Origin of the sequence: Nocardia sp. NPDC005825, from assembly GCF_040630175.1 — a bacterium.
In the GTDB taxonomy this organism is placed as follows: domain Bacteria; phylum Actinomycetota; class Actinomycetes; order Mycobacteriales; family Mycobacteriaceae; genus Nocardia.
Genome location: NZ_JBEXXC010000005.1, coordinates 33,494 through 53,722 on the forward strand (window position 1 = coordinate 33,494; position 20,229 = coordinate 53,722).

Annotated in this window: 14 protein-coding genes; 9 read left to right on the forward strand and 5 right to left on the reverse strand. The window is 70.1% G+C overall.

Annotated elements, in window-relative coordinates; translation table 11 throughout:
• The first annotated feature begins 118 nt into the window (after window positions 1–118).
• Window positions 119–1,537: a metallopeptidase gene (locus ABZ382_RS15415; protein ID WP_357089905.1), complete on the forward strand. Its 1,419-nt coding sequence runs from the start codon at window positions 119–121 to the stop codon at window positions 1,535–1,537.
• Window positions 1,538–1,558: 21 nt separating this feature from the next.
• Here ABZ382_RS15415 and ABZ382_RS15420 read toward each other — a convergent pair whose 3' ends face one another.
• Window positions 1,559–2,908: an FHA domain-containing protein gene (locus ABZ382_RS15420; RefSeq protein ID WP_357088886.1), complete on the reverse strand. Its 1,350-nt coding sequence runs from the start codon at window positions 2,906–2,908 to the stop codon at window positions 1,559–1,561.
• Window positions 2,909–3,170: 262 nt separating this feature from the next.
• Between ABZ382_RS15420 and ABZ382_RS15425 the strand changes: the two genes are divergently transcribed.
• The 5 genes from ABZ382_RS15425 to ABZ382_RS15445 all read left to right on the forward strand — a co-directional run bounded on the left by ABZ382_RS15425 (window position 3,171) and on the right by ABZ382_RS15445 (window position 8,021).
• The gene (locus ABZ382_RS15425; RefSeq protein ID WP_357088890.1) at window positions 3,171–4,739 is read left to right on the forward strand and encodes a serine/threonine-protein kinase; all 1,569 of its coding nucleotides are present in this window, start codon (window positions 3,171–3,173) and stop codon (window positions 4,737–4,739) included.
• A 37-nt stretch (window positions 4,740–4,776) separates the two neighbouring features.
• Complete coding sequence (locus tag ABZ382_RS15430) at window positions 4,777–6,003, forward strand: hypothetical protein (RefSeq protein WP_357088892.1); 1,227 nt, start codon at window positions 4,777–4,779, stop codon at window positions 6,001–6,003.
• Between the two features lie 34 nt (window positions 6,004–6,037).
• On the forward strand, window positions 6,038–7,246 hold the full coding sequence (locus ABZ382_RS15435; protein ID WP_357088895.1) for a hypothetical protein: 1,209 nt from the start codon (window positions 6,038–6,040) through the stop codon (window positions 7,244–7,246).
• 92 nt (window positions 7,247–7,338) lie between these two features.
• Entirely contained in the window at window positions 7,339–7,668 is a 330-nt protein-coding gene (locus ABZ382_RS15440; protein WP_357088897.1) for a WXG100 family type VII secretion target, read from the forward strand.
• A 50-nt stretch (window positions 7,669–7,718) separates the two neighbouring features.
• On the forward strand, window positions 7,719–8,021 hold the full coding sequence (locus tag ABZ382_RS15445; RefSeq protein WP_357088899.1) for a WXG100 family type VII secretion target: 303 nt from the start codon (window positions 7,719–7,721) through the stop codon (window positions 8,019–8,021).
• A gap of 59 nt (window positions 8,022–8,080) precedes the next feature.
• Here the strand turns inward: ABZ382_RS15445 and eccCa are convergent, their stop codons facing one another.
• Window positions 8,081–12,112 carry a type VII secretion protein EccCa gene (gene eccCa, locus ABZ382_RS15450; protein WP_357088901.1) on the reverse strand — a complete coding sequence of 1,344 codons (4,032 nt, stop codon included), beginning with the start codon at window positions 12,110–12,112 and terminating at the stop codon, window positions 8,081–8,083.
• 69 nt (window positions 12,113–12,181) lie between these two features.
• Here eccCa and eccD point away from each other — a divergent pair, with 69 nt between their 5' ends.
• Complete coding sequence (gene eccD, locus ABZ382_RS15455; RefSeq protein WP_357088903.1) at window positions 12,182–13,642, forward strand: type VII secretion integral membrane protein EccD; 1,461 nt, start codon at window positions 12,182–12,184, stop codon at window positions 13,640–13,642.
• 93 nt (window positions 13,643–13,735) lie between these two features.
• The gene (gene mycP, locus ABZ382_RS15460; RefSeq protein ID WP_357088906.1) at window positions 13,736–15,082 is read left to right on the forward strand and encodes a type VII secretion-associated serine protease mycosin; all 1,347 of its coding nucleotides are present in this window, start codon (window positions 13,736–13,738) and stop codon (window positions 15,080–15,082) included.
• A 2-nt stretch (window positions 15,083–15,084) separates the two neighbouring features.
• On the opposite strand, the gene eccB is transcribed toward mycP, so the two are convergent.
• Entirely contained in the window at window positions 15,085–16,572 is a 1,488-nt protein-coding gene (gene eccB, locus ABZ382_RS15465; protein WP_357088908.1) for a type VII secretion protein EccB, read from the reverse strand.
• 109 nt (window positions 16,573–16,681) lie between these two features.
• Between eccB and eccE the strand changes: the two genes are divergently transcribed.
• Window positions 16,682–18,343: a type VII secretion protein EccE gene (eccE, locus tag ABZ382_RS15470; RefSeq protein ID WP_357088911.1), complete on the forward strand. Its 1,662-nt coding sequence runs from the start codon at window positions 16,682–16,684 to the stop codon at window positions 18,341–18,343.
• On the opposite strand, the gene ABZ382_RS15475 is transcribed toward eccE, so the two are convergent.
• Together ABZ382_RS15475 and ABZ382_RS15480 are read right to left on the reverse strand one after the other, a co-directional pair.
• Window positions 18,340–18,903 (reverse strand): NAD(P)H-dependent oxidoreductase, encoded by a 564-nt coding sequence (locus tag ABZ382_RS15475; RefSeq protein ID WP_357088913.1) that lies wholly within the window; start codon window positions 18,901–18,903, stop codon window positions 18,340–18,342. The two genes, eccE and ABZ382_RS15475, sit on opposite strands and share 4 nt — an antisense overlap.
• Before the next feature lie 22 nt (window positions 18,904–18,925).
• Window positions 18,926–20,161, reverse strand: coding sequence for an NAD-dependent epimerase/dehydratase family protein (locus ABZ382_RS15480; protein WP_357089907.1), 1,236 nt, complete (start codon window positions 20,159–20,161; stop codon window positions 18,926–18,928).
• Between the last annotated feature and the right edge of the window lie 68 nt (window positions 20,162–20,229).

A 20,229-nucleotide genomic window follows, 5' to 3' on the forward strand; every position in this document is an offset into this window, starting at 1 on the left:
TCCGTCCGAATCCGGGACACGATCGGTATCGGTTGGCGAGGGAGAACACGTGGGGAGACGCCGGGGGGAGGCGGTGCGCACGCGCCGGTCCACGGGGATTCGCCGTGTATTCGTGACGCTGGGCGTGGTACTCGTGGCGGTCGCGCTCTTGTCCGGATGTACACGAAATATTCACGGCCGGGCCGTATCGATCTACGACGACCCGTTCAAGGTGGCCGGTCTGCCTACCACCGGCGGTCCCAGCGGCCCCCGCTCCGGGGCTCCGGATTCGACGCTGACCGCGGAGAACTCCGACGGCGGCAGCATCGACAAACTGGTGCTCAACGCGCTCGACGACATCCAGACCTATTGGCAGGGTGAGTTTCCGCGCGAGTTCGGCGGCGCCTTCACGCCGGTGGACCATTTCATCTCCTGGAACGCCAAGACGCCGCGCTCGCAGGCCGGCCAGTTCTGCGGCGAGACCAGCTACCGGCTCGTGAACGCCGCCTACTGCCGGCTGGACGGTTCGGTGGGCTGGGATCGCGGGGTGCTGCTACCCGCGGTGGCCGACGAGTTCGGGAAGATGTCGGTGGTCATGGTGCTGGCCCACGAGTACGGGCACGCCATCCAGGAGATGGCCAAACTGGTCGGCCGCCGCACCCCGACCATCGTCAAGGAGCAGCAGGCGGATTGCTTCGCGGGCGCGTTCATCCGGAATGTGGCCGAGGGCAAGGCCCCGCACTTCACGATCAACACCTCCGACGGTTTGAACGCGGTGCTGGCCGCGACCGTCGCCTTCCGCGACGCCGACCCCGACGATCCGCAGAGCGTGCACGGTTCCGCGTTCGAGCGGGTGACGGCCGTGCAGATCGGCTTCACCGACGGCGCCAAGGGCTGTAAGGCCATCGACCAGAACGAGATCGACCGCCGCCGCGGCGATCTGCCGCAGACCCTCGGCAACGACGCCAATCACGGCCAGTCCGAGGTGACCCAGTCCAGCCTGCAGGAGCTGGCCAAGGCGATGGCGACCATCATGCCGGTGCGCGACGAGCCCGAGTACGGCTACGACACCGCGAAGCTGAACTGCCGCAACGGCGCCGACACCGTGCCGGTCACCTACTGCCCGGCCACCAACCGGATCGGCACCGACGTGCCCGCGCTGCACGATCGCGGGGTCTCCAATGCCGACGACCAGGACGCGTTGCCCGCCAATGTGACCGGCGACTTCACCGCCTACATCGTCTTCATCTCCCGCTACACCCTCGCCGTACAGCACGCCGCCGGACTGCCGTTGAAGGGCGCGAAGACCGGTCTGCGCGCGGCCTGCCTGTCCGGGGTGATCTCCGGGAAACTGGCCGACCCGAGCCGCAAGGCGTCCGGGGGCATCTCGCTGTCCGCGGGCGATCTGGACGAGGCGGTCTCCGGCCTGCTCACCGACGGCCTGGCCGCCAGCGACACCGACGGCAAGACGGTGCCCAGTGGCTTCTCCCGGGTGGACGCCTTCCGCGCGGGCGTGCTCGGCGCCAATCAGGAGATCTGCTACTCCCGATACACCTAGGGGCGCGGGAGTTCTCGCGTCCTACCCGAAGGGCGGCGGCGCGACCGGCTCCAACCGCAGCACCCGGTTGCCCAGCATGATCTCCGCGCCCGGCACCAGGGTGAACGGCTGATTCGGTTGCAGCCGAACCCAATCGCGATATCCGGGCGGGCGCACCCGGGTGCCGTTGGTGGAGCCGCGGTCGACGATGGTGACATCCCAGTTCACCAGCCGGATCTCGGCGTGTGCCCGGGACATGCCGCCGGAGCTGTCGTCGATGCGCAGCGGCAGCAGGCCCGCGCGGGCCGGTTCGGACAGTTCGGGATCGCGGCCCACCACGGCGTCGGCCGCCAGCATGAAGGTCATGCCGTCGTCGAGCACCAGCATGCCCAGCGGCGGCCGGATCACCTCGGACACGTGCTGGGTTTGATCCACCGGCATGCCGCACACGGTGCAGAAGGCGGCCCGCGGGTCGCTGGGATGCGCACGCGCGCATTTGAATCCGAGCACCTTCGCGGTGAGCGCGGTCGCCTTGGCGGTGGCCTCGAGCCGTCGCTGCAGGTCCGGGTCGGGTTTGGGCGCGGGGTTGGTGCCGCTCAGCTCGCTCGCGCCGCCCATCTCGGTGGGCGCGTGGTGCAGGTCCGGCGCGGCCGGAATGCCTTCGGTGACCGGGTCCGCCGGGGCGGGATCCAGGTTCGCGGGAATCCGGTTGGAGGTGCGGGTCGGGATCAGGTCCGGGTCGACCGGCGGCGGCTCGGGTTCGGGATCGCGTTCGGCGTCGAAGGCAGCGGTGGGCGGCGGCGGTTCCGCGGCCCGGTGCCTGGCCCCCGCCGGACGCGCCGGGGTGCGTGACACCACCGGTTCGCCCTCGAACCACACCACCGCGCCCGCCGCGGGCGCGAGTCCCTCCACGAGCGAGCCGATTCCGCGCTGGGGCAGTTCCGGCGCCCGCCGCCGCGGCTCGTCGATGAACAGGGCTGCGGCCCGCGCGGGCGGCGCGGCGACCCGGTCCACGGTGAAGGCGGCGTCGCTGCCGCGGTAGTACTCGACCGCGGTGCCGGCCAGCACGGCCGTCACCGATCCGTGCAGGAAGATGGCCAGTCCGCCGGTGTCGGCGGTGGACAGGATGCCGAATTCGATGGGCTGCCCGGGCGAGATCCGCTCGGCCTCCTTCATCAGCCAGCGGGTGGCCTGCCGCGCGATCTGCCGGCCCGGCCCGTCCGGGACCAGATCGGTGGCGTCGGCGACCAGGTCCCCGAGCGCCCGCACCGCCGTCACGGCCCGCGATTCGGGCGTGATCGCACCCCGCTCCCGATGCGCGACCAGGATCACCGCTCCCGCCACCCGGCTCAGCGCATGGCCACCCGCGACCACCTCGACCTGCCGATCCATCACGGGAACCGGCCCCCGGAGAACACGTTGGTCAGGTCGTTCAGCACAGCCCTAGGTTACGTCGCGGCGCGAAACCCCACAGTCGCCCGTCCTTGTACGTTCGACTGCGGAGTCCTCGTATGCCAGAGTGGCCACTGGTCTCGTACCGATCGGGGTAACTCATGGGGTACGTCCAAAATTCGTTCGGCACCCGGCCGCCGGCACGGGTGTGGGAGGGTCGACGGCTCTCAGCCGCCCGCTGAAGTCGCGGAGAGGCGGAACCGTGTTAAGTCCTGGCACCATCGTCGGGGGCTATCGGATCATTCGCGTGCTCGGCTCGGGCGGCATGGGGACCGTGTATCTGGGCAAGCATCCGGAGCTGCCGCGCATGGACGCGCTCAAGGTGCTCTCCGCCGAGCTGACCAGCAACGAGGAGTTCCGCGGCCGCTTCGAACGCGAGGCCAATGTGGTTGCGGGCCTGGACCACCCGAACATCGTCGCGGTGCACAATCGCGGCGAGGAGCACGGGCAGCTGTGGATCGCCATGCAGTACGTCGAGGGCACCGACGCCTCGGCCGAGCTCAAGCGCGATCCGACCGCGATTCCGCCGCTGCGGGCGCTGTCCATCGTCACCCAGATCGGCCGCGGCCTGGACTACGCGCACCGGCGCGGCCTGCTGCACCGGGACGTGAAGCCCGCCAACTTCCTGCTCTCCACCGCCGCCGGTGAGGACGAGCGCGCCCTGCTGGCCGACTTCGGCGTCGCCAAGTCCACCGAGGACACCACCGAGCTCACCCAGACCGGCAGCTTCGTCGCCACCATCGCCTACGCGCCGCCGGAGCAGCTATCCGGGCTGCCGCTGGACCACCGCGCCGACATCTACAGTCTGGGCTGCTCCTTCTTCAAGCTGCTGACCGGCCGGAACCCGTATCCCGCAACGCAACCGGCGCTGGTCATGATGGGCCACCTGCACGAGCCGCCGCCGCGCGTCACCGATGTCGACCCGCATCTGCCCGCCGCGCTCGATCAGGTCTTCGCACGGGCGATGGCGAAGAATCCGGCCGAGCGTTTCAATTCCTGCCGCGAGTTCACCGAAGCCGCCACGGCCGCGCTGGTGCCGGGCTACAACCCGGTGTCCACCAATACTTCTCCGACCTATCCGATCCAGATCGCGCCGCCGGGCATGCTGCTGGGCGGTGAGACCCAGAGCGGTATACCGGTTTCCGCGTCCGAGCCCACCGAGATGGTGCGGCCGGCACGTAATCGGACCCGGCTCTACCTGGGTATCGGTGCGGTGACGGTGGCGGCCGCGGTGGCCGTGGGCATCGGCATCGTCGCCAGCGGTGGCAGCGAGACCGGTTCCGCCGCGACGACTTCCGCCGGTGCGGCCCCGGCCGCGAACACCGTCCCGAACTCGGTGGACCAGGCGCGCAAGGACAATCCCGCGTTCCAGGGCAAGTCCGTCACCCTCGTCGACGTGACCGGCGACGACTACAACACCAAGTACAGCATCTACCTCACCGACAGTGATCAGGCGAAATACCTGGAGAGCCTGGGCTTCGTCTACAACGCCCAGTACCAGCCCGCGGCCGGGGAGACCTCCCCGCGCCCCTCCTCCGGCTGGGGCTCGCTGAAGGTGACCGACAACTCGTACGTCATCGCCGTCCGCAGCGACGCGAAGGCGGGCGGCGGCGGCCTGCTCGGCCTGCCCAGCGAGATCACCAGCTCGCGCGCCATCGTGGTGCCGGTCGACGACGCGTCCGCGGTCGCGGCGATCCGCAATTGGACCCCCGAGTCCGGTCCGACCCTGCTCACCAAACTGGTGCCGGTCCTGCACAACCGGATCAAGTAGGGTTTTGCGCGTCAGTCAGCTCTGGGGAGGGGAACCCATGCGCCAGCGCCTGCGCGCAGCCATGTCCGCGGCTTTCGCCGTCACGGTGGTGATGACCGCCGCCTGCGGCTCGGATCCGGGGCCCACCGCCCCCGCCGAGCCCGTCATCGACCTGGCCAAACTCGACACCGGCAATCTGATCACCCAGCCCAAGAAGTACGACAAGGCCGAGAGCAAGGAACTGGGCCGCGCCGTGCAGGCCGAGCGGCTGGCCAACTACCTGCCGCTGCCCTCGGAGATCAACCCGGCGGTCAAATATCCCGCGGCCGCGGTGAACGGCGCGATCCGCCCGTTCATCGATTTCGGCTCGGGCGCCATGAAGATCCGCACCAATGCCAAGGCCGCCGACCTGCGGGCCGCCGCGCCCGGCTTCCTGTCCGGCTACGTCACCACCGGCAACTCCGACCGATCGGTGGGCCTGTCGTACGAGTTCGCGAACACCGTACTGATCTTCACCGACGACGCGGCGGCGAAGGCGGCCGCGCAGGCGCTGGGCCAGGCCGATTTCGACGCCGCCCCGAGCGAGCGCCTGCGCCTCGACAAGTACCCGGACGCCTTCGTCTACCTGGACAAGTCCTACGACTTCAACGCCACCGTCCGATCCTGGTACGCCACCGGCCGATTCGTCATCTTCGGCTACGTGTGGGACGACGTGATGGCGGAGACCAGGATCAGCGACCCGGCCGCGCTGCTGGCGCGGGTCCAGCTCGGCATCGACGTGATCCCGGGCGCGCTGGCGAAGTTCCCGGCGGTCGCGCCGGATCAACTGACCGAGCAGCCCGTCGACCTGGACGGCGTGCTCGGGCGGACACTGCGCACCGTCGTCGACGATCAGTCCGAGCGCGGCATCCCGGGCGTCTACGACCGGCACGGCGGGCTCCAGATCTTCCCCGGCGACGACAACGCCGCGCTGTTCGAGAAGGCGGGTGTGGACCGGGTGGCGTTCAACGGCGGCTACGTCTTCCGCGCCCGCGACGCCGCCGGGGCCGCGGACATCGTGGCCGAGCGCGCCCGCACCTCGCGTACCTTCCGGCCCGCCGACTCTCCCGCAAACCTGCCGAATGCCCAGTGCCGCAAATACACCGGGCCACAGCGCTTCGCAATCGCCTACTACTGCTACGTCACCCACGGCCGTTTCGCCGGGGAGGTGTCGGCGAGCCAGTTGCTCGATGCGCAGCAACGGATCTCGGCGCAATACGCCCTGTTCGTCAATGCGGAAAAGTGATCGGGAGGGGACGGGAATGATCTCGCGTTTTCGAATGACCGCTCTGCTCGCGATCACCGCGGCGGCGGTGGCGGGCTGCGGTTCGGCCGTCACCGGCACGGCGACCCCGGGTGAAATCGATATCCGCACACTGGATGTCGGCAAGTACTCGACCCTGCCGATGGACCTGCGCTACGAGTACAACCCGCGCATGCGGCTGGCGATCGAGCTGGCGACGCAACGGCTGGCCGACCACGTGGTGAACGGCGCCGACATCGACCCGGCCTTCACGTTCGGCACCGGCGCGGTGTCGATGACCAATACCGAGACCGCCACCCGGGTGCTGGCCGACGTCACCGCGCCGGTGCTCGACGCGAACAAGATGATGTTCGGGCTCTCGGTGGGCCACACCGACAAACAGCCCGACAAGTCCGGCAAGACCGTGGAGGGTAGTTCCTTCACCACGGTCACCGTCCTCCAGTTCCGCGACGCGGCCACCGCCGCCAAGGCCGCCACGGAGTTGGACGAGGCCGACTTCGCGGTGGCCCCGGACGTCAACGAACGGGTCGCGCTGCCGAAATACCCCGACGCCCACTCGCATTGGCGACCCGGCGTCGCCAGCGTCGGATCGACGATCGCGCACGGCAATTACGTCGTGAACGCCTATGTCGGGGTGCGGGATCCGGAGCTGCCGAAGCTGACCGCGCTCGCCACGAAAGTCCTCGACGCGCAATTGCCGTTGCTGGATGCCTTGCCGCCCTTGACGCCGGAAGGCGTGCTGCGCCTGCCGTTCGACGCGGACCACATGCTGCGGCGCACCCTCAATCCCGGCGACAGCTTCCTCCCCGATTTCCAGGCGTTGGCCGTGGCCGAACCACGCGGCTTCCTGCATCGGGTCGCCGATCAGTCGTATTGGCGGCGGGTCGTCACCGACACCGGAATCGATCGTTACTCGATCGCGGGCGCGAACTACGACGGTCCGGCCATGCTCTTCCGCACCCGGGACGCGCAAGCCGCGAAGCAACTCGCCAACGCCGTTCTCGAACACGGCTATTCGGGCGTCGCGGACGCACCGGCCGGATTCCCGGACGGCAAGTGCGGACAAACCACCGACGCGCCGGCGTCCAGTCTCACCCGCGCCAAACGCTTCCGATGCACGGTCAGCTATCGCCAGTACACCGCCGTGGTGGACTCCGATCAGATCGCCGACGCCCACCAGCGGGCGGCCGCCCAATATGCATTATTCGCGAACAGCACCTGGTAGCAGCGGTCCGCCGCGCACGGGTGGAACCGGCGGGGCGGGATCGACGTCCAATCACCAAGAGGTCGTCCGCCCGCGAACCGGAAGGAGGCACCGTGGCCGGTGCATTCGAAGCCAGTAATGAGCTCATCCAGGCCAAGGCCCAGGAGTTCCAGAAGACCCACGACATGCTCATGCACTCCATCGCCGAACTGAAGCGCGACGAGGACAACATGGTCGCGGGCTCGAATTGGCGGGGTGGCGCGGCCGACGCGTTCAACGCGTTCATGCAGCGCTACTACTTCCAGGCCGACAAGCTCAACGACAAACTCATGCACACCGCCGAGACGCTGATCAAGGTCGGCTCGAATTACGAAGAGCACGACAAGGATTACGAATCCAAGGTCAACGCCCAGATCTCGAGCCTCGACCTCCCGGCTGTCTAGCCACTCGGCCACCCCTCGTTCTTTCCGGACAATTGGCAAAGGAGTTCACCATGGCAGCAGTCGACGGCCAGATCATCTCCGCCCATTTCGAGGGCGTCGCCGACGGCGCGAATTCGATCCTCCGTCGCGCGGAGGCCATCCGCGACCAGCTCGAGGCCTTCCACCGGAGTGTGGAGGAGTTCGTGCGGAACAACTGGAAGGGTGACGCCAACGACGCGTTCGCCGACCTCCAGCGCTTGTGGAACCAGCACGTCCTCCAGCTCAACACCACCCTCAACGGCGCGGCCACCCTGGTCCGCACCGGCAATGCCGAACTCCAGGCCAAGGACACCGCTCTCGCGGGCCTCTTCTGAGTATTCACAGCACTGTGTGGAGAGCGAGCTGGGCAGTGTGCCCGGCCCGCTCTCCGTGATCACGGCTCCGCGGGTGCCAGCCAGCCGGTTTGGATGAGGTCCTCGCCCGCGCGGGTGCCGTAGGTGCCGCGGCCCGGGAGCATGAGGGCGGGGCGGGTGTTGCCGAAGAGGACGCCCTCGTCGCGGCCGCAGCTCATGATCAGGGATGCGGAGTTGAGTTCCTTGAGGCGGTTGAGGGTGGCCTCGTACATAGCCCGGCCGGCGCCGCCGGAGCGGCGGGCCAGGATCAGGTGGAAGCCGAGATCGCGGGCGTGCGCGAGGTGATCGACCAAGGCGTGCAGCGGGTTTCCGCTGGCGTTGGCGACCAGGTCGTAGTCGTCGACGATGACGTACAGTTCCGGGCCCTGCCACCAGGATCGGTCCTTGAGCTGCTGCGGGGTCACGTCGGGTCCGGGCATGCGCTGGGTGACGTAGGCGGCCAGGTCGGCCATGTTCTGGGTGAACTGCGGCGCTGTGGTGCCGTACCCCGCGAGGTAGCCCTGTGGGACGGTGCCGAGCATCGTGCGCCGGTAATCGCCCATGATGACGCGCGCCTGGTCGGTGGTGTTGGCCGCGCAGATGGACTGCACCAGTGACCGCAGCACGGTGGTCTTTCCGCATTCGGAGTCGCCGATGATCACGAAGTGCTGGCTCGTCGCCAGATCCAGGAACACCGGGGCCAGCCGCGCCTCGTCGATACCGAGCGGGAAGCTGAGGCACGGCCGGGAGCGGTCCCCCGTCGCGGGCCAGTCTCCTGCTTCTCGCAGCAGTTCCGCGCGCGGCAGCCGCTCGGGCAGCATGCGCACCGCGGACGCGGGGCGCCCCGGAGTCAGCTGCACGATGACCGAAACGGCCTGTGCCACTCCGGTTCCCAGTGATGCCGGGTCCGGGTCGCCGTCCACCCGCGGGAGCGCGGTCAGCATGTGCAGCCCGTCGGCGGTCATGCCGCGTCCCGGACGGCCCATGGGAACCAGCGCCGCGAACTTGCGCCCGAGATCCGAGTCCATCGGGTCGCCGAGCCGCAGTTCGACGCGTGTGCCGATCTGATCTTTGAGCGCGGGCCGCGCCTCGGCCCAGCGGTTGAGCGACAGCACGATGTGCACACCGTACGAAAGCCCCTGAACGGCAAGGTTCATGACGGTCTGGTCGAGCAGTTCGAACTCCTGCCGGAACGCGCCGTACCCGTCGATCACCAGGAACACGTCCCCGAACGGGTCTTCCCGCACGCCCGCCGCGGCCCCGCCGCCGTCCGGCCCGGTGGCGCGCAGCCGCCGGAACTCGGCCATGGATTCCACGCCCAGCCGCCGGAAGCCGGCCTCGCGGCGGCGCATGATGCCCACCATCTCGGCCACCGTGCGCCGCACCTGATCCGCCTCCATCCGGCTGGCCACCGCGCCCACGTGCGGCAGCCCTTCCAGGCCGACCATGGTGCCGCCGCCGAAGTCGAGCAGGTAGAACTGGACCTGTTCGGCGGTGTGCGTCAACGACATCGCCATGACCAGCGTCCGCAACGCCGTCGACTTGCCCGACTGCGGGCCGCCGACCACGGCCGCGTTGCCACGCGATCCGGACAGGTCCACCACCATGAGGTCGCGGCGCTGATCGTAGGGCCGGTCGACGATGCCGATCGGGGCGCGCAGAGCCGCCAGCGGGTTCCAGTCGCCGGTGAGGACGGACCGCGGCAGCAGCCGATCCAGGGTGGGCGCGTCGCCGAGCGGCGGCAGCCAGATCTCGTGGGCAGGTCGCCCGTGGCCGCGCACCCGCGACACCAGCATCTGGAGGTTGGACATCTGGTCCGCATCGGCGGGCGCGGGCACCGGTTCCGGCCACTCGGGCAGCGGAATCCGATCGGCGGCACGGAATTCCACGTGCGCCGCGCTGAACGGTCGCGCGGCCACATCGACCTCGCCGGAGCGGGTCGCCGCCCCGGCCTCGCGCCGCGCCGCGCCACCGGTGTACGGCCCCGAGACATAGGCGGACTGGAACCGCTGGATCTCCCCGGCATCGGCTTTCAGGTAGCCGCCGCCGGGATTGCCGGGCAGGTTGTAGGCGTCCGGCACCCCCAGCACCTGCCGGGACTCGTTGGCGGAGAACGTCTTGAGGCCGATCCGATAGGACAGGTGGCTCTCCAGCCCCTTGAGCCGACCTTCCTCGAGCCGCTGCGAGGCCAGCAGCAGGTGCACGTGCAACGAGCGCCCGAGGCGGCCGATCATGGTGAACAGCTCGGCGAAATCCGGGTGCCGCGAGAGCAGTTCGGAGAATTCGTCGAGCACCACGAACAACGCCGGCATGGGGTCGAGGTCGGCTCCCGCCGCCCGGGCCCTCTCGTACTCCGAGACATTCGCGAAGTTCCCGGCCGCGCGCAGCAGTTCCTGGCGGCGGTTCATCTCCCCGGCGAGCGCGTCGCGCATGCGGTCGACGAGGTCGGCTTCCTCTTCCAGATTGGTGATGATGGCCGCGACATGGGCCACCCCTTCGAGCCCGAGGAAGGTCGCGCCGCCCTTGAAGTCCACCAGCACGAACTCGAGCTGATCGGGCGAGTGCGTGGCGATGAGCGAGAGCACCAGCGTGCGAAGGAATTCCGACTTGCCCGACCCGGTCGCGCCGATGCACAGCCCGTGCGGACCCATGCCGCCCTCGGCCGCCTCCTTGATGTCGAGCACCACGGGCAGCCCGTCAGCCCCGATGCCGAACGGCACCCGCAGTCGTTCGCGACCGTACCGCGGCCGCCACGCGGTCTCGGGAGTGAACGTTCCGAGATCGCCGAGGCCCAGCAAATGCGCCCAGCTGGAGATCACCTCGCCGTCGTCACCGCCGGTCTCGGCCACGCGCGGGGCCGGGGCACGGTAGGGCGCAAGCCGCCGGGCCGCCTGTTCGGCCTCACGCGCGGTGATCCGGTCGATGACGGCGAAGCGTTCCATCGCCCCGGAGGGCCCGCGCCCGGCGCATTCACCGTTCTCCACCACCATCTGGATGCCTCGGGAGGCAGCCAGCCGGGGCGCGTATCCACACAGGTCGATGATGGTGACGCCCTCGAACCCGTGCTCGCGCAGCGGATCTTCCTCGGCCTCGAGCAGTCCGCCGTCGACCACCAGCACGATCTGGGTGAGCCCCGGGTCTGCGGGCTGGTTGCGGGAGTACCGAACCCGATTGTGCAGCAGCGGATTCAGATCGGCGTGGGCGTCACGGATGGACCCGTAGAGCATGCGCCCGCTGCCCACCCCGTCCTGGGATTCGGGGTGCTGGCTGTGCGGCAGCCATTTGGTCCATTCCCATTCCCGGACCGTGTCGGGTCCGCAGACCACGGCGATCAGCACCTGGTCGGGGCCCTGGAACATGGCCAGTTGCAGCAGCATGGCCCGGGTCATGTCGCGGGCCCGGTCGCGGTCGCCGGTGAGCTGGACGGCGGCGAAGCCTTTCACGGCGAGGGCGGTGGGCAGTTCGGGAACGGTGGCGTGGGTGCGCACGAAGCGCCGCAGCGAGACCGCGGCGATGGGTTCGAGCTCTTCCACGGGTCCTGTTTCCGGGGCGACCAGTCTTGTAGCAAGTCTTTGGCTACCGAGCCCGATGCGGGCGTGACAGAAGTCCTTGTCCCCCGGCCGGCGCTCCCACATCCGTGTGGTCCCGGCCAGCATCCAGATCAGTCCGGGCTCCGGATGACTCCATTCGACGGCCGCCCGCTGCTGCCCGGCCGTCACCTCCACATCGCGCCGCACCTGATCGAGATAGCGCAGATAGTCCTTGCGGTCCTCGTCGGCCTCGGCCGCCTTCTGCCCCTTGCCACCCTGCCCCGCATACATCCCGACCATGGAGAACACCATCATCATCGGGAACATGAGGCTCATCGGATTGGACGCGGCACCACTGCCGGAAGTGAACAGCAGCACCACCATGCCGAGCATGCCGACGCCCATCACCACCGGCATCAGTTTCGCGAAGAGGTTGGCGGGCACCGCTCTCGGGATCTCCGGCGGCGGCTGCAGCGTGACTTCGCCGCCGGGCGAACGCGGCATCTCCCGGCGCGGGCGGCGGTGGAACCGTACGGTGCTCATCGCGGAAATTCCCCCGGTGTTCGGGCGGTCAGTGTACGGACGGCAACCATCATGCCGTACAGTGCGGGCGTGACGCACTCGCGGACGGATCACCTCGAGGACTTCCGCGGCACCGTGCGCGCGCCGGATCTGGCGCGAGTCACCATTCTGGCCAAACACACTCAGGTCGATATGGCCATTCCCGTCGATGTGCCCGTGGCCCTGATCATTCCGGGCGTGGTCGACATGGTCGATCTGCACAACCGCGCCAACGACTTCGACCTCGACGGCGAAGAGATCGAGCCGCACGACTGGGTACTGGCTCGCATCGGACAGCCGCCCCTCTCCAATTCCCTGAGCCTGGGCGAACAGGGCGTGCGCGACGGCGAGCTGCTCATGCTGGAGAACGCCGAGCACAGCGCGCCCGCACCGCTTTTCGACGACATCATGTACAACGTCGCCATCGCCGACGCCGACCACTTCCGCGGCTGGTCACCGCGCACCGCCCGGCTGACCGGCGCGGTCCTGGCGGTCGCCATCATGCTGACCGGCTGCTTCGGCCTGCTGGCCGCCCCCGACGCCATCCCGGCCTGGATCACCGCCATCGTGGCCGCCGCCGTCACCCTGCTGCTGGTCACCGCGAGCACCGTGCTCGCCCGCATGTACCGCGACCGCACGAGCGCCTTGGTACTGGGCGGCTGCGCGGTGCCGACCGCGTTCACCGCCGGACTGCTCTTCGTCCCCGGCCACTACGGCTGGGCCAACGCGCTTCTCGGTTCGGTCCTGGTGGGGGCAATCGCCCTGCTGACCTGGCGGGCGACGGGCGTCGGGCCCGGATTGTTCATCGGCGCCGCGGCACTGGCCGGCTTCGCCATCCCGGCCGCCCTGGTCGGCCTGCTCGTCGATCTTCCGCCGCGTGCCATCGGCGGTGGTGTCGCGGCGGCCGGCCTGGCCGGATTGTCGCTGGCTCCAAGGCTCTCCATGCTGCTGGCCCGGTTGCCGCTGCCCCCGGTGCCCGCGCCCGGCACCCCCATCGATCCCACCGAGGACGATCCCGACGACCACCGCGCCCTGCCCACGCTGGAGGCGCTGCGCGCGAAATCCGAACGGGCACGCGACCATCTGGCCGGCCTCGTCGCGGCCACCACCGTCGTGGTCGTGGCCGGGGCGGTGGCGAGTGTGGATCCGGCTGCCGCACGGCCGTTCTGGCCTGGCCTGGCCCTGGCCCTGGTGTGCGCGGCGGTCCTGATGTTCCGTAGCCGCACCTACGCGGGCGCGGAACAGGCCGTGGTTCTCATCACCGGCGGCGCGGCCGTCGTGCTGCTGGAGCTGATCGGTGCGGCCCTCACCCAACGGCAGCCGCTCACCGTATTCGGTGTTGCGCTCGCGCTTTTCGCGGCCGCGCTCGTGCTGGGGTTCCTGGTGCCGCGGCAGCAGGCGACTCCGCCGGTACTCCGCGCGGTCGAGTTGCTGGAGTACGGATTCGTGGCGTCCGTTGTGCCGCTGGTCTTCTGGGTGACCGGCCTCTACGCCCTCGTACGCGGACTCTGACAGCGGTCGGCCATGCGAGGTAGAGCGATACTCGCCAGAACCTTCCGATTCGCCGCGGCGACTTCGGCACTCGCACTGGGTGTGTCGTTCGGGATGGGCTCGGAGCCGGGCGTCGCGCGCGCCGACCGGCCGCCGCCCATCGACGCGGGCCTGCTCCCCCCGGGCGGCCCGGCCACCCCGCCGACGCCGACCGAGCATCCAGCCAACTCCCCCTGCCTCGGCACCCAGACGGGCGGCGACGGACCGACCGTCCCGGCGACCCAGCGCACCCTGGATCTGTCCGGTGCGTGGCAATTCACCCGTGGCGCAGGTCAATTGGTGGCGGTCATCGACACCGGGGTGTCCCCGCATCCCCGTCTGCCCGGACTCGTCCCCGAGGGCGATTACGTGGCCGCCGGCGGCGACGGCACCGAGGACTGCGACGCCCACGGCACCATCGTGGCGGGCCTGATCGCGGCCACCCAGGTGGGCGGGCAAGGCTTCTCCGGGGTCGCCCCGGAAGCCCGCATCATGACCATCCGGCAGACCAGCGCGCTCTACCAGGCCAAGAGCGCGGGCCGGGAGAAGGGTCCCGACGATATGCCCGACGGCTACGGCAAGATCTCCGCGCTGGCCTCGGCCGTGCGGCGGGCGGCCGACGCGGGCGCGCGGGTCGTCAATATCTCCCTGGTCGCCTGCCCCACCACCGAACCGGCGAGCGCCGAGATGGGCGCGCTGGGTGCGGCCGTGCAGTACGCGGCGGTCCAGAAGGACGTGGTCATCGTGGCCTCGGCGGGTAATACCGACACCTGCAAGGCGAGTAATCCCGGCCCGGATCCGGTGCACCCGGACCGCGATCCGTGGGATCACGTCACCTCCTACGTGGTCCCGGCTTGGTGGGACGCCTACGTGCTGTCGGTGGGCTCGGTGGACGCCTTCGGTCAGCCGTCGAAGTTCACCGTCCCGGGTCCGTGGGTGGGTGTGGCCGCGCCGGGCGAGAACATCGTCTCGCTCGATCCCCGCACTACCGGGCTCACCACCGCGAAGGTGACCAATCAGGGGCAGGTGCTGCCCTACAGCGGAACGAGTTTCGCCGCACCGCAGGTCGCGGGTGTCGCCGCGCTGGTGCGGGCCCGGTACCCGGACCTGCGGGCCGACGAGGTCATCGAGCGCATCGAGGCCACGGCGCACGCCCCGGGTGAGGGCTGGAATCCGTACATCGGCTACGGCACGGTCGATCCCGTGGCCGCGCTGACCGCGGAGGTACGCAAGGAACTACGGCCCAAACACCCCGCCGACGCAAGGGATCAGCAGCTCCCCTTGCCCGAACCCGCTCCGGCGCCGGACAACACGGCGCGCGATGTGGCGTTGATCGGCAGCGGAGTGGTGGCGCTGCTGCTGGTTCTGGGATTCCTCGCATCGTTCCCGCTGCGCCGCAGGTTCGGCGACCGCGACAGCTGACCTCAGTTCGCGCTGAGCCCTGGGGTTTTCACCGGGTCTTCGGCCGGATTCGGATCGGGCGCGACGCCGTCGTGGGCGACCATCGCACCCTCCCGGCTCAGGGCGGGCCCGGGCGCGAGCAGTCCGAGAATCGGCCACGGCACGGGCTCGGGCCGCACCTTCGCCGGATCCATCCCCAGGGCCTTGGCGGCGTCCAGATTCCGGATACCGAAGCGAACCCCGTAGTCGGACACGAAGAACAGGCTGCCGTGGCGCTGACTGTCCGGCTCCATCCCGGTGGACCGCACGTACGCGCCCGCGCCCGGCTTCATATAGAAGCTGTCCACATTCGGCCCGGTGCCGTCGGCCTGCGCCAGCGGCACCGGCCGCGCGCGGTCGGGGATCGGGACGGCATGCCCGGTGAGCACGGACAATTCGGCGCGCCTGCTGCCGTCGGAGGTATCGGCGGAACCGACCGGCCGCCAGGACAGGCAGTCGACCGGCTGGTCTTTACCGTCGACCAGGGTCGGGGCCCGCGCCGGATACTTCGACACCCGCAGCGCCGAGGAGACCGGCGCTCCCGTGCGATCGGCCTGGGCGATCACGGCGTCGGCGACGCTGGACCGGTAGGTATTGCGAATGATGTCGGCGGTCAGCGCCGACACCGGCTGCAGCCCGTCGGCCAGCACCACGTAGTACTTGCCGTCGGTCCGCACCTGCACCACGTCGCCGATGCGATGGTCACCTAGCACGTAACCCGGCGCGGCCCCGGCATTCTCGATCAGCGGCGGAATCAGCGGCGGCACCTCGGGGATGGCGTCGAGCAGCCCCTCACTGATCGGCCGCGGCGGCTGCCCGCGCAGGTCCAGCGCGTCGACGACCGCACGATCGTCGAGATCGATCCGGGCGCGCTGATCGTCGTAGATCAGATACGTGTGATCGCGCCCCCGCACCAGCAGCGCCCGCCCCGACTTCAGCGCGGAAGCCCTGTCCGCCAATGCCAATTCGCCGGCCAGCACCGAACTGGTGACGGTACGGCTGCCGTCGTTCGACAGCACGTCGCACACCGTCCAGGCGCGACCGTCGCCCCCGGTTAACCCCAGGGAGCTCGGCGCGCCCGGAATGCCGATCAGCTGGCCACGTGGCTTCTTCGCCAGTTCGGATTCGTCGACGATGGCCGGCTTGACCGCATCACCCGCCGCCAGCCGGGCCGAGGCCAGGTTCAGCGCCGGGTGCACCGCATCGTCGAGCACGACGTAGACCGCGCCGGTGTCCTTGCCGATGAGGATCTGGTGGGACCCGATCCTGCCCTGCGGCCGCAGCATAGCCAATACTCCGCAACCCGCCAGTGCGACGCTCGCGAGGATCAGTCCGGCGAGGAGGGCGCGGAACTGGGAGCGCATGGGATCGTGCAGCATTCGCACGTCCCGGCGAACCAGGGCGTGCTCCATGCGACGGACCAGGAAGCGGTAGCCGCTCACCTGCCATCGGGTCGTGGGTTTCGAAGGCATCCAAATCCCGTGGGGTCGTGCGCTTTCGCCGGACGAAGTACAGTGACCTGGACATTCAATCGCACTCGGCCAGTGTGTGGGGCCGAGATCGGGGAGCCGGGGGCCGACGATGACGATCGCATCCGGAGAGTCGACGCGGCGGCCGTCGCGGGCCGGTCGAGGCGGGCGACCGGGACGGATCTCGGTGGCGAACCTGGTCTGGGCGCAGCTCGCCGGACTGGTCGTTCTGGTGGTCGCCATGGTGTGCGGACTGAGCTGGCGGGGTGCGCTCACCCTCGGCATAGTGGTCGGTCTGGTTCTACTGTTACCGTTCGGCAAACGCACGCTCTCGGACTGGATCGCCACCCGCGGCCGCTTCCGCGCCCGCCGCGGCCACCCGCCCGCCGACATCATCGACTTCCGCGCCTCCGACGGCCGTCCGCTCGGCCTCTACCGCGACGGCAGCCGCGTGGTCGCCGTCGTGGAGGTGTTGGCCCCGAAGGGCGGCCTCACCCGGCTGGGCCGCGCCACCGTGCACGCCACCCACCTGCTGCCGCTGCCCGAGATCGCGAAAAGCCTGACCCAGCACGACATTCTGCTGTCCGGCATCGACATCGTCTCGCACGGCTTCCGCAGCCGCTCCGGTACGCCCGCGGCCGCCATCTACGAATCCCTGCTCGGCCCGCTCCCCGCCACCGCGCACCGCACGGTCTGGCTCGCCATCGCCTTCGATCCCGTCACCTGCCCCGACGCCGCGGCTCGGCGCGGCGGCGGGCTGCCCGGCGCGTGCCGCGCGGTCACCATCGCCACCGAACGCGTGGTGCGGGTGCTCGAAGACGGCGGCTGCTCTGCCCGCCTGCTCACCGCCCCCGAGATCCGGCAGGCCGCACTGCAGGTCACCGCCGGTGTGGACCCCGGACGTCTGACCCAGTGCTGGCGCTACGCCGAACTCGGCAACAGCGTGAACATCGGTGCCGCAGTGGATCCCCGGCAGCTGGGCTCGGACCTGCTCGCCCAGCTCTGGGTGCCCGCCTCACGCGGCACCACGGTGGCCGTCAAACTGCGCCCGGGCCGCAGCGCCGAGACCGTGCGCATCGGCGCGGCCTGGCGGCTCACCGCCCGGGAACTGCCCGAGGAACCCGTGCAGCAGCACATGATCTCCATGAACGGCCGCCACCGCGAAGGCCTGCTCGCCCACCTGCCGTTCGCGGTGCCCGGCCTGGACGACACCGTGCCCGCGGAGCTCCGCGAAATCGACGGGCTCGGCGCGCTGCACCTGCCCTCGGCGGGCTGCGGACAACTGCTCGGCTCGGACGATGACGGCAACGGCGTCGCCATTCGCCTGGTGGGCCAGGGTATTTCGAGCGTGTACGTGGCGGGCGAGCCGTATCTCGCACAACAGTTGATCTTCCGCGCCCTCGCCGTCGGCGAACGCGTCCTGATCCGCACCGACCGCCCGGAGGCCTGGCAGCAGCTGGTCACCACCATCGGCAAACCGGAACGCCTCGCCCTCGCCGTCGAAACCCACCAGTCCGACGCCGATTTCACCGCCACCCTCGTCGACGGGGTCCTCGCGCCCGCCCCGCACGCGGGCCTGACCACCATCCATCTGACCAGCGATCCGCTCGGCTGGCCCGGCGCCGCGCCCGACCTGTCCGTCCACCAGCCGGGTGCGTCCGGGAACCGAATCATCCTGCGCACCGGCGCCACCGAGGTTCCGCTGACCCTGGTGTCCATCCCCGGCGAGTCCACCTATATCGGCCGGCCTCGCGCGGCCACCGCAGTGCCCTAGCTCCCCGGATACGGATTCGTGGCGCGGGCGGTGCGCAGAGTCGCCGCCCACCAGGCGAGTTGACGCAGCATGCGGTCCGCGGCGTCGAGCGCGGCCCCGTCCCTGGTCTCCCCCTCGGCGTCGAATTTTCGTTTGGCCTCATGGAAACTGACGGTCTCGCGCACCGAGACCATGTGGATCTCGGCGACCACCTGCCGCAGCTGCTCGACCGCCCGCAGACCGCCGGACAACCCGCCGTAGCTCACGAAACCGATGGGCTTGCCCCGCCATTCGCGCTTCACGCTGTCAAAAGCGGTCTTCAACGACGCCGGATAGCCGTGGTTGTACTCGGAGGTGACCGCCACGAAGGCGTCCGCCGCCTCGACCCGCCGCTGAAAGGCCCGCACCTCGTCGTTCTCGGTGAGATCCACCGGCAGCGGGGTGCCCATCAGATCGATCACCCCCACGTCGAACGCGGCGTCCGCGCGCGCCCGGCGCAGGAACCAGTCCGCGACCACCGGCGCGAACCGCTTGGGCCGCACGCTGGCGACGATGACCTCGAGCCGGAGCGGGGTGTCCATGCCGAGAGCCTATCGGGCTCGGTCAGCGCCGCCCCGCGCCGCGCTTGGCGTACTCCGCCAGTCCTGCGGCGGGCGTGGTGGGAGCCGTGAAATCCAGGGCGCGCCGGGCTCTTTCCGGATGCGCGACCACATGCCGGACATCGGTGGTCCGGCACTGCCCGGTCACCACCGGCGACGGCCCGTCCACCGCCTTGGCCATGGTCGAGGCCACCTCCCACAAGGTCAGCGGCCGCCCCGAGGCGATATTCAACGGCATGAAACCCGGCACCGGGCGTTCCACCGCGGCCACCGTCGCCAGCGCCGCGTCGCGCACGTGCATGAAGTCCCGGACCTGCCCGCCGTCCTCGAACACCCGCGGCGGCCGGCCCGCCGCCAGTTCGGCCCGGAACCGCGCCACCACACCGGTTTCCGCGGATCGCACCCGCCGCCCGTCGGCCACCGCGTCGCCGTAGAGATTGTGGTAGCGCAGTACCGCGGCATTGCCCCCGGTATTGGCCACCCAGGCCAGCGCGTAGTGCTCCTGCGCGACTTTGCTTGCCGCGTAAGCACTCCGGGGCCGCAGCGGGGCGTCCTCCCCCATCGGCTCCCAGGTCAGCACCTCCCCCGACCGCGGTGCGCGATGATCGAACAGCCCCCGGTCCAGATCCCCTCGCCGCCGCAGGCCCGGATAGAACGGCCCGCTGCGCACTCCTCGGTACCGGCCCTCGCCGTACACCGCGACCGAGGACCCGAGCACCAGCCGCGGCACGCCCTCCCGTTCCATGGCGGCCAGCAGCACGGCGGTGCCGACGTCATTGTGTGCGGCGTAGAGCGCGGCCCAGCGCATGCCGTCCGCCCCCGGCCGCTCGGTACCGCCCCGCCCTGATCCGACCGGAGCACGCACACACGGCCCGGCGCCATGCCCGGAATCCTCGCGCCCACGCTGCCCGTCCCCCGCCATCCTGCGGGAATGCCGAACATCCTGCGGGGCAGCCGGATTGGAGGGATCCCCGTGCACCGGCTCGATCGCGCCGCGCACCTGTGGCAGCGGCACCGCCGTCGCGAGATGACAGACCGCGTCCACCTCGGCCAGCAGGGGTTCCAGCGCACCCTGATCACGGATGTCGATGCGCGAGACATTCTCCGGAACAACGGGATTCGGACCGTGCACGGTGTCGAGCAGGGCGTCGATGGCGATGACCTCGTGCCCCGCCGCCAGCAGGGCGCGATGGACATGGGAGCCCAGGTAACCGGCCGCCCCGGTCACCAGGACACGCAGGGGGTCACGACCGCCCGCCTTCATGAATCCAGCGTAGGGCATGGCCGGACGTAACCCGAAGGCCTATC

Excerpts from the sequence above, each read along its gene's own strand:
- ABZ382_RS15420 (WP_357088886.1), bottom strand. The coding sequence starts at position 2,908 with ATGGATCGGCAGGTCGAGGTGGTCGCGGGTGGCCATGCGCTGAGCCGG.
- ABZ382_RS15430 (WP_357088892.1), top strand. The coding sequence starts at position 4,777 with ATGCGCCAGCGCCTGCGCGCAGCCATGTCCGCGGCTTTCGCCGTCACG.
- ABZ382_RS15435 (WP_357088895.1), top strand. The coding sequence starts at position 6,038 with ATGACCGCTCTGCTCGCGATCACCGCGGCGGCGGTGGCGGGCTGCGGT.
- ABZ382_RS15445 (WP_357088899.1), top strand. The coding sequence starts at position 7,719 with ATGGCAGCAGTCGACGGCCAGATCATCTCCGCCCATTTCGAGGGCGTC.
- eccCa (WP_357088901.1), bottom strand. The coding sequence starts at position 12,112 with ATGAGCACCGTACGGTTCCACCGCCGCCCGCGCCGGGAGATGCCGCGT.
- mycP (WP_357088906.1), top strand. The coding sequence starts at position 13,736 with ATGGGCTCGGAGCCGGGCGTCGCGCGCGCCGACCGGCCGCCGCCCATC.
- eccB (WP_357088908.1), bottom strand. The coding sequence starts at position 16,572 with ATGCCTTCGAAACCCACGACCCGATGGCAGGTGAGCGGCTACCGCTTC.
- eccE (WP_357088911.1), top strand. The coding sequence starts at position 16,682 with ATGACGATCGCATCCGGAGAGTCGACGCGGCGGCCGTCGCGGGCCGGT.
- ABZ382_RS15475 (WP_357088913.1), bottom strand. The coding sequence starts at position 18,903 with ATGGACACCCCGCTCCGGCTCGAGGTCATCGTCGCCAGCGTGCGGCCC.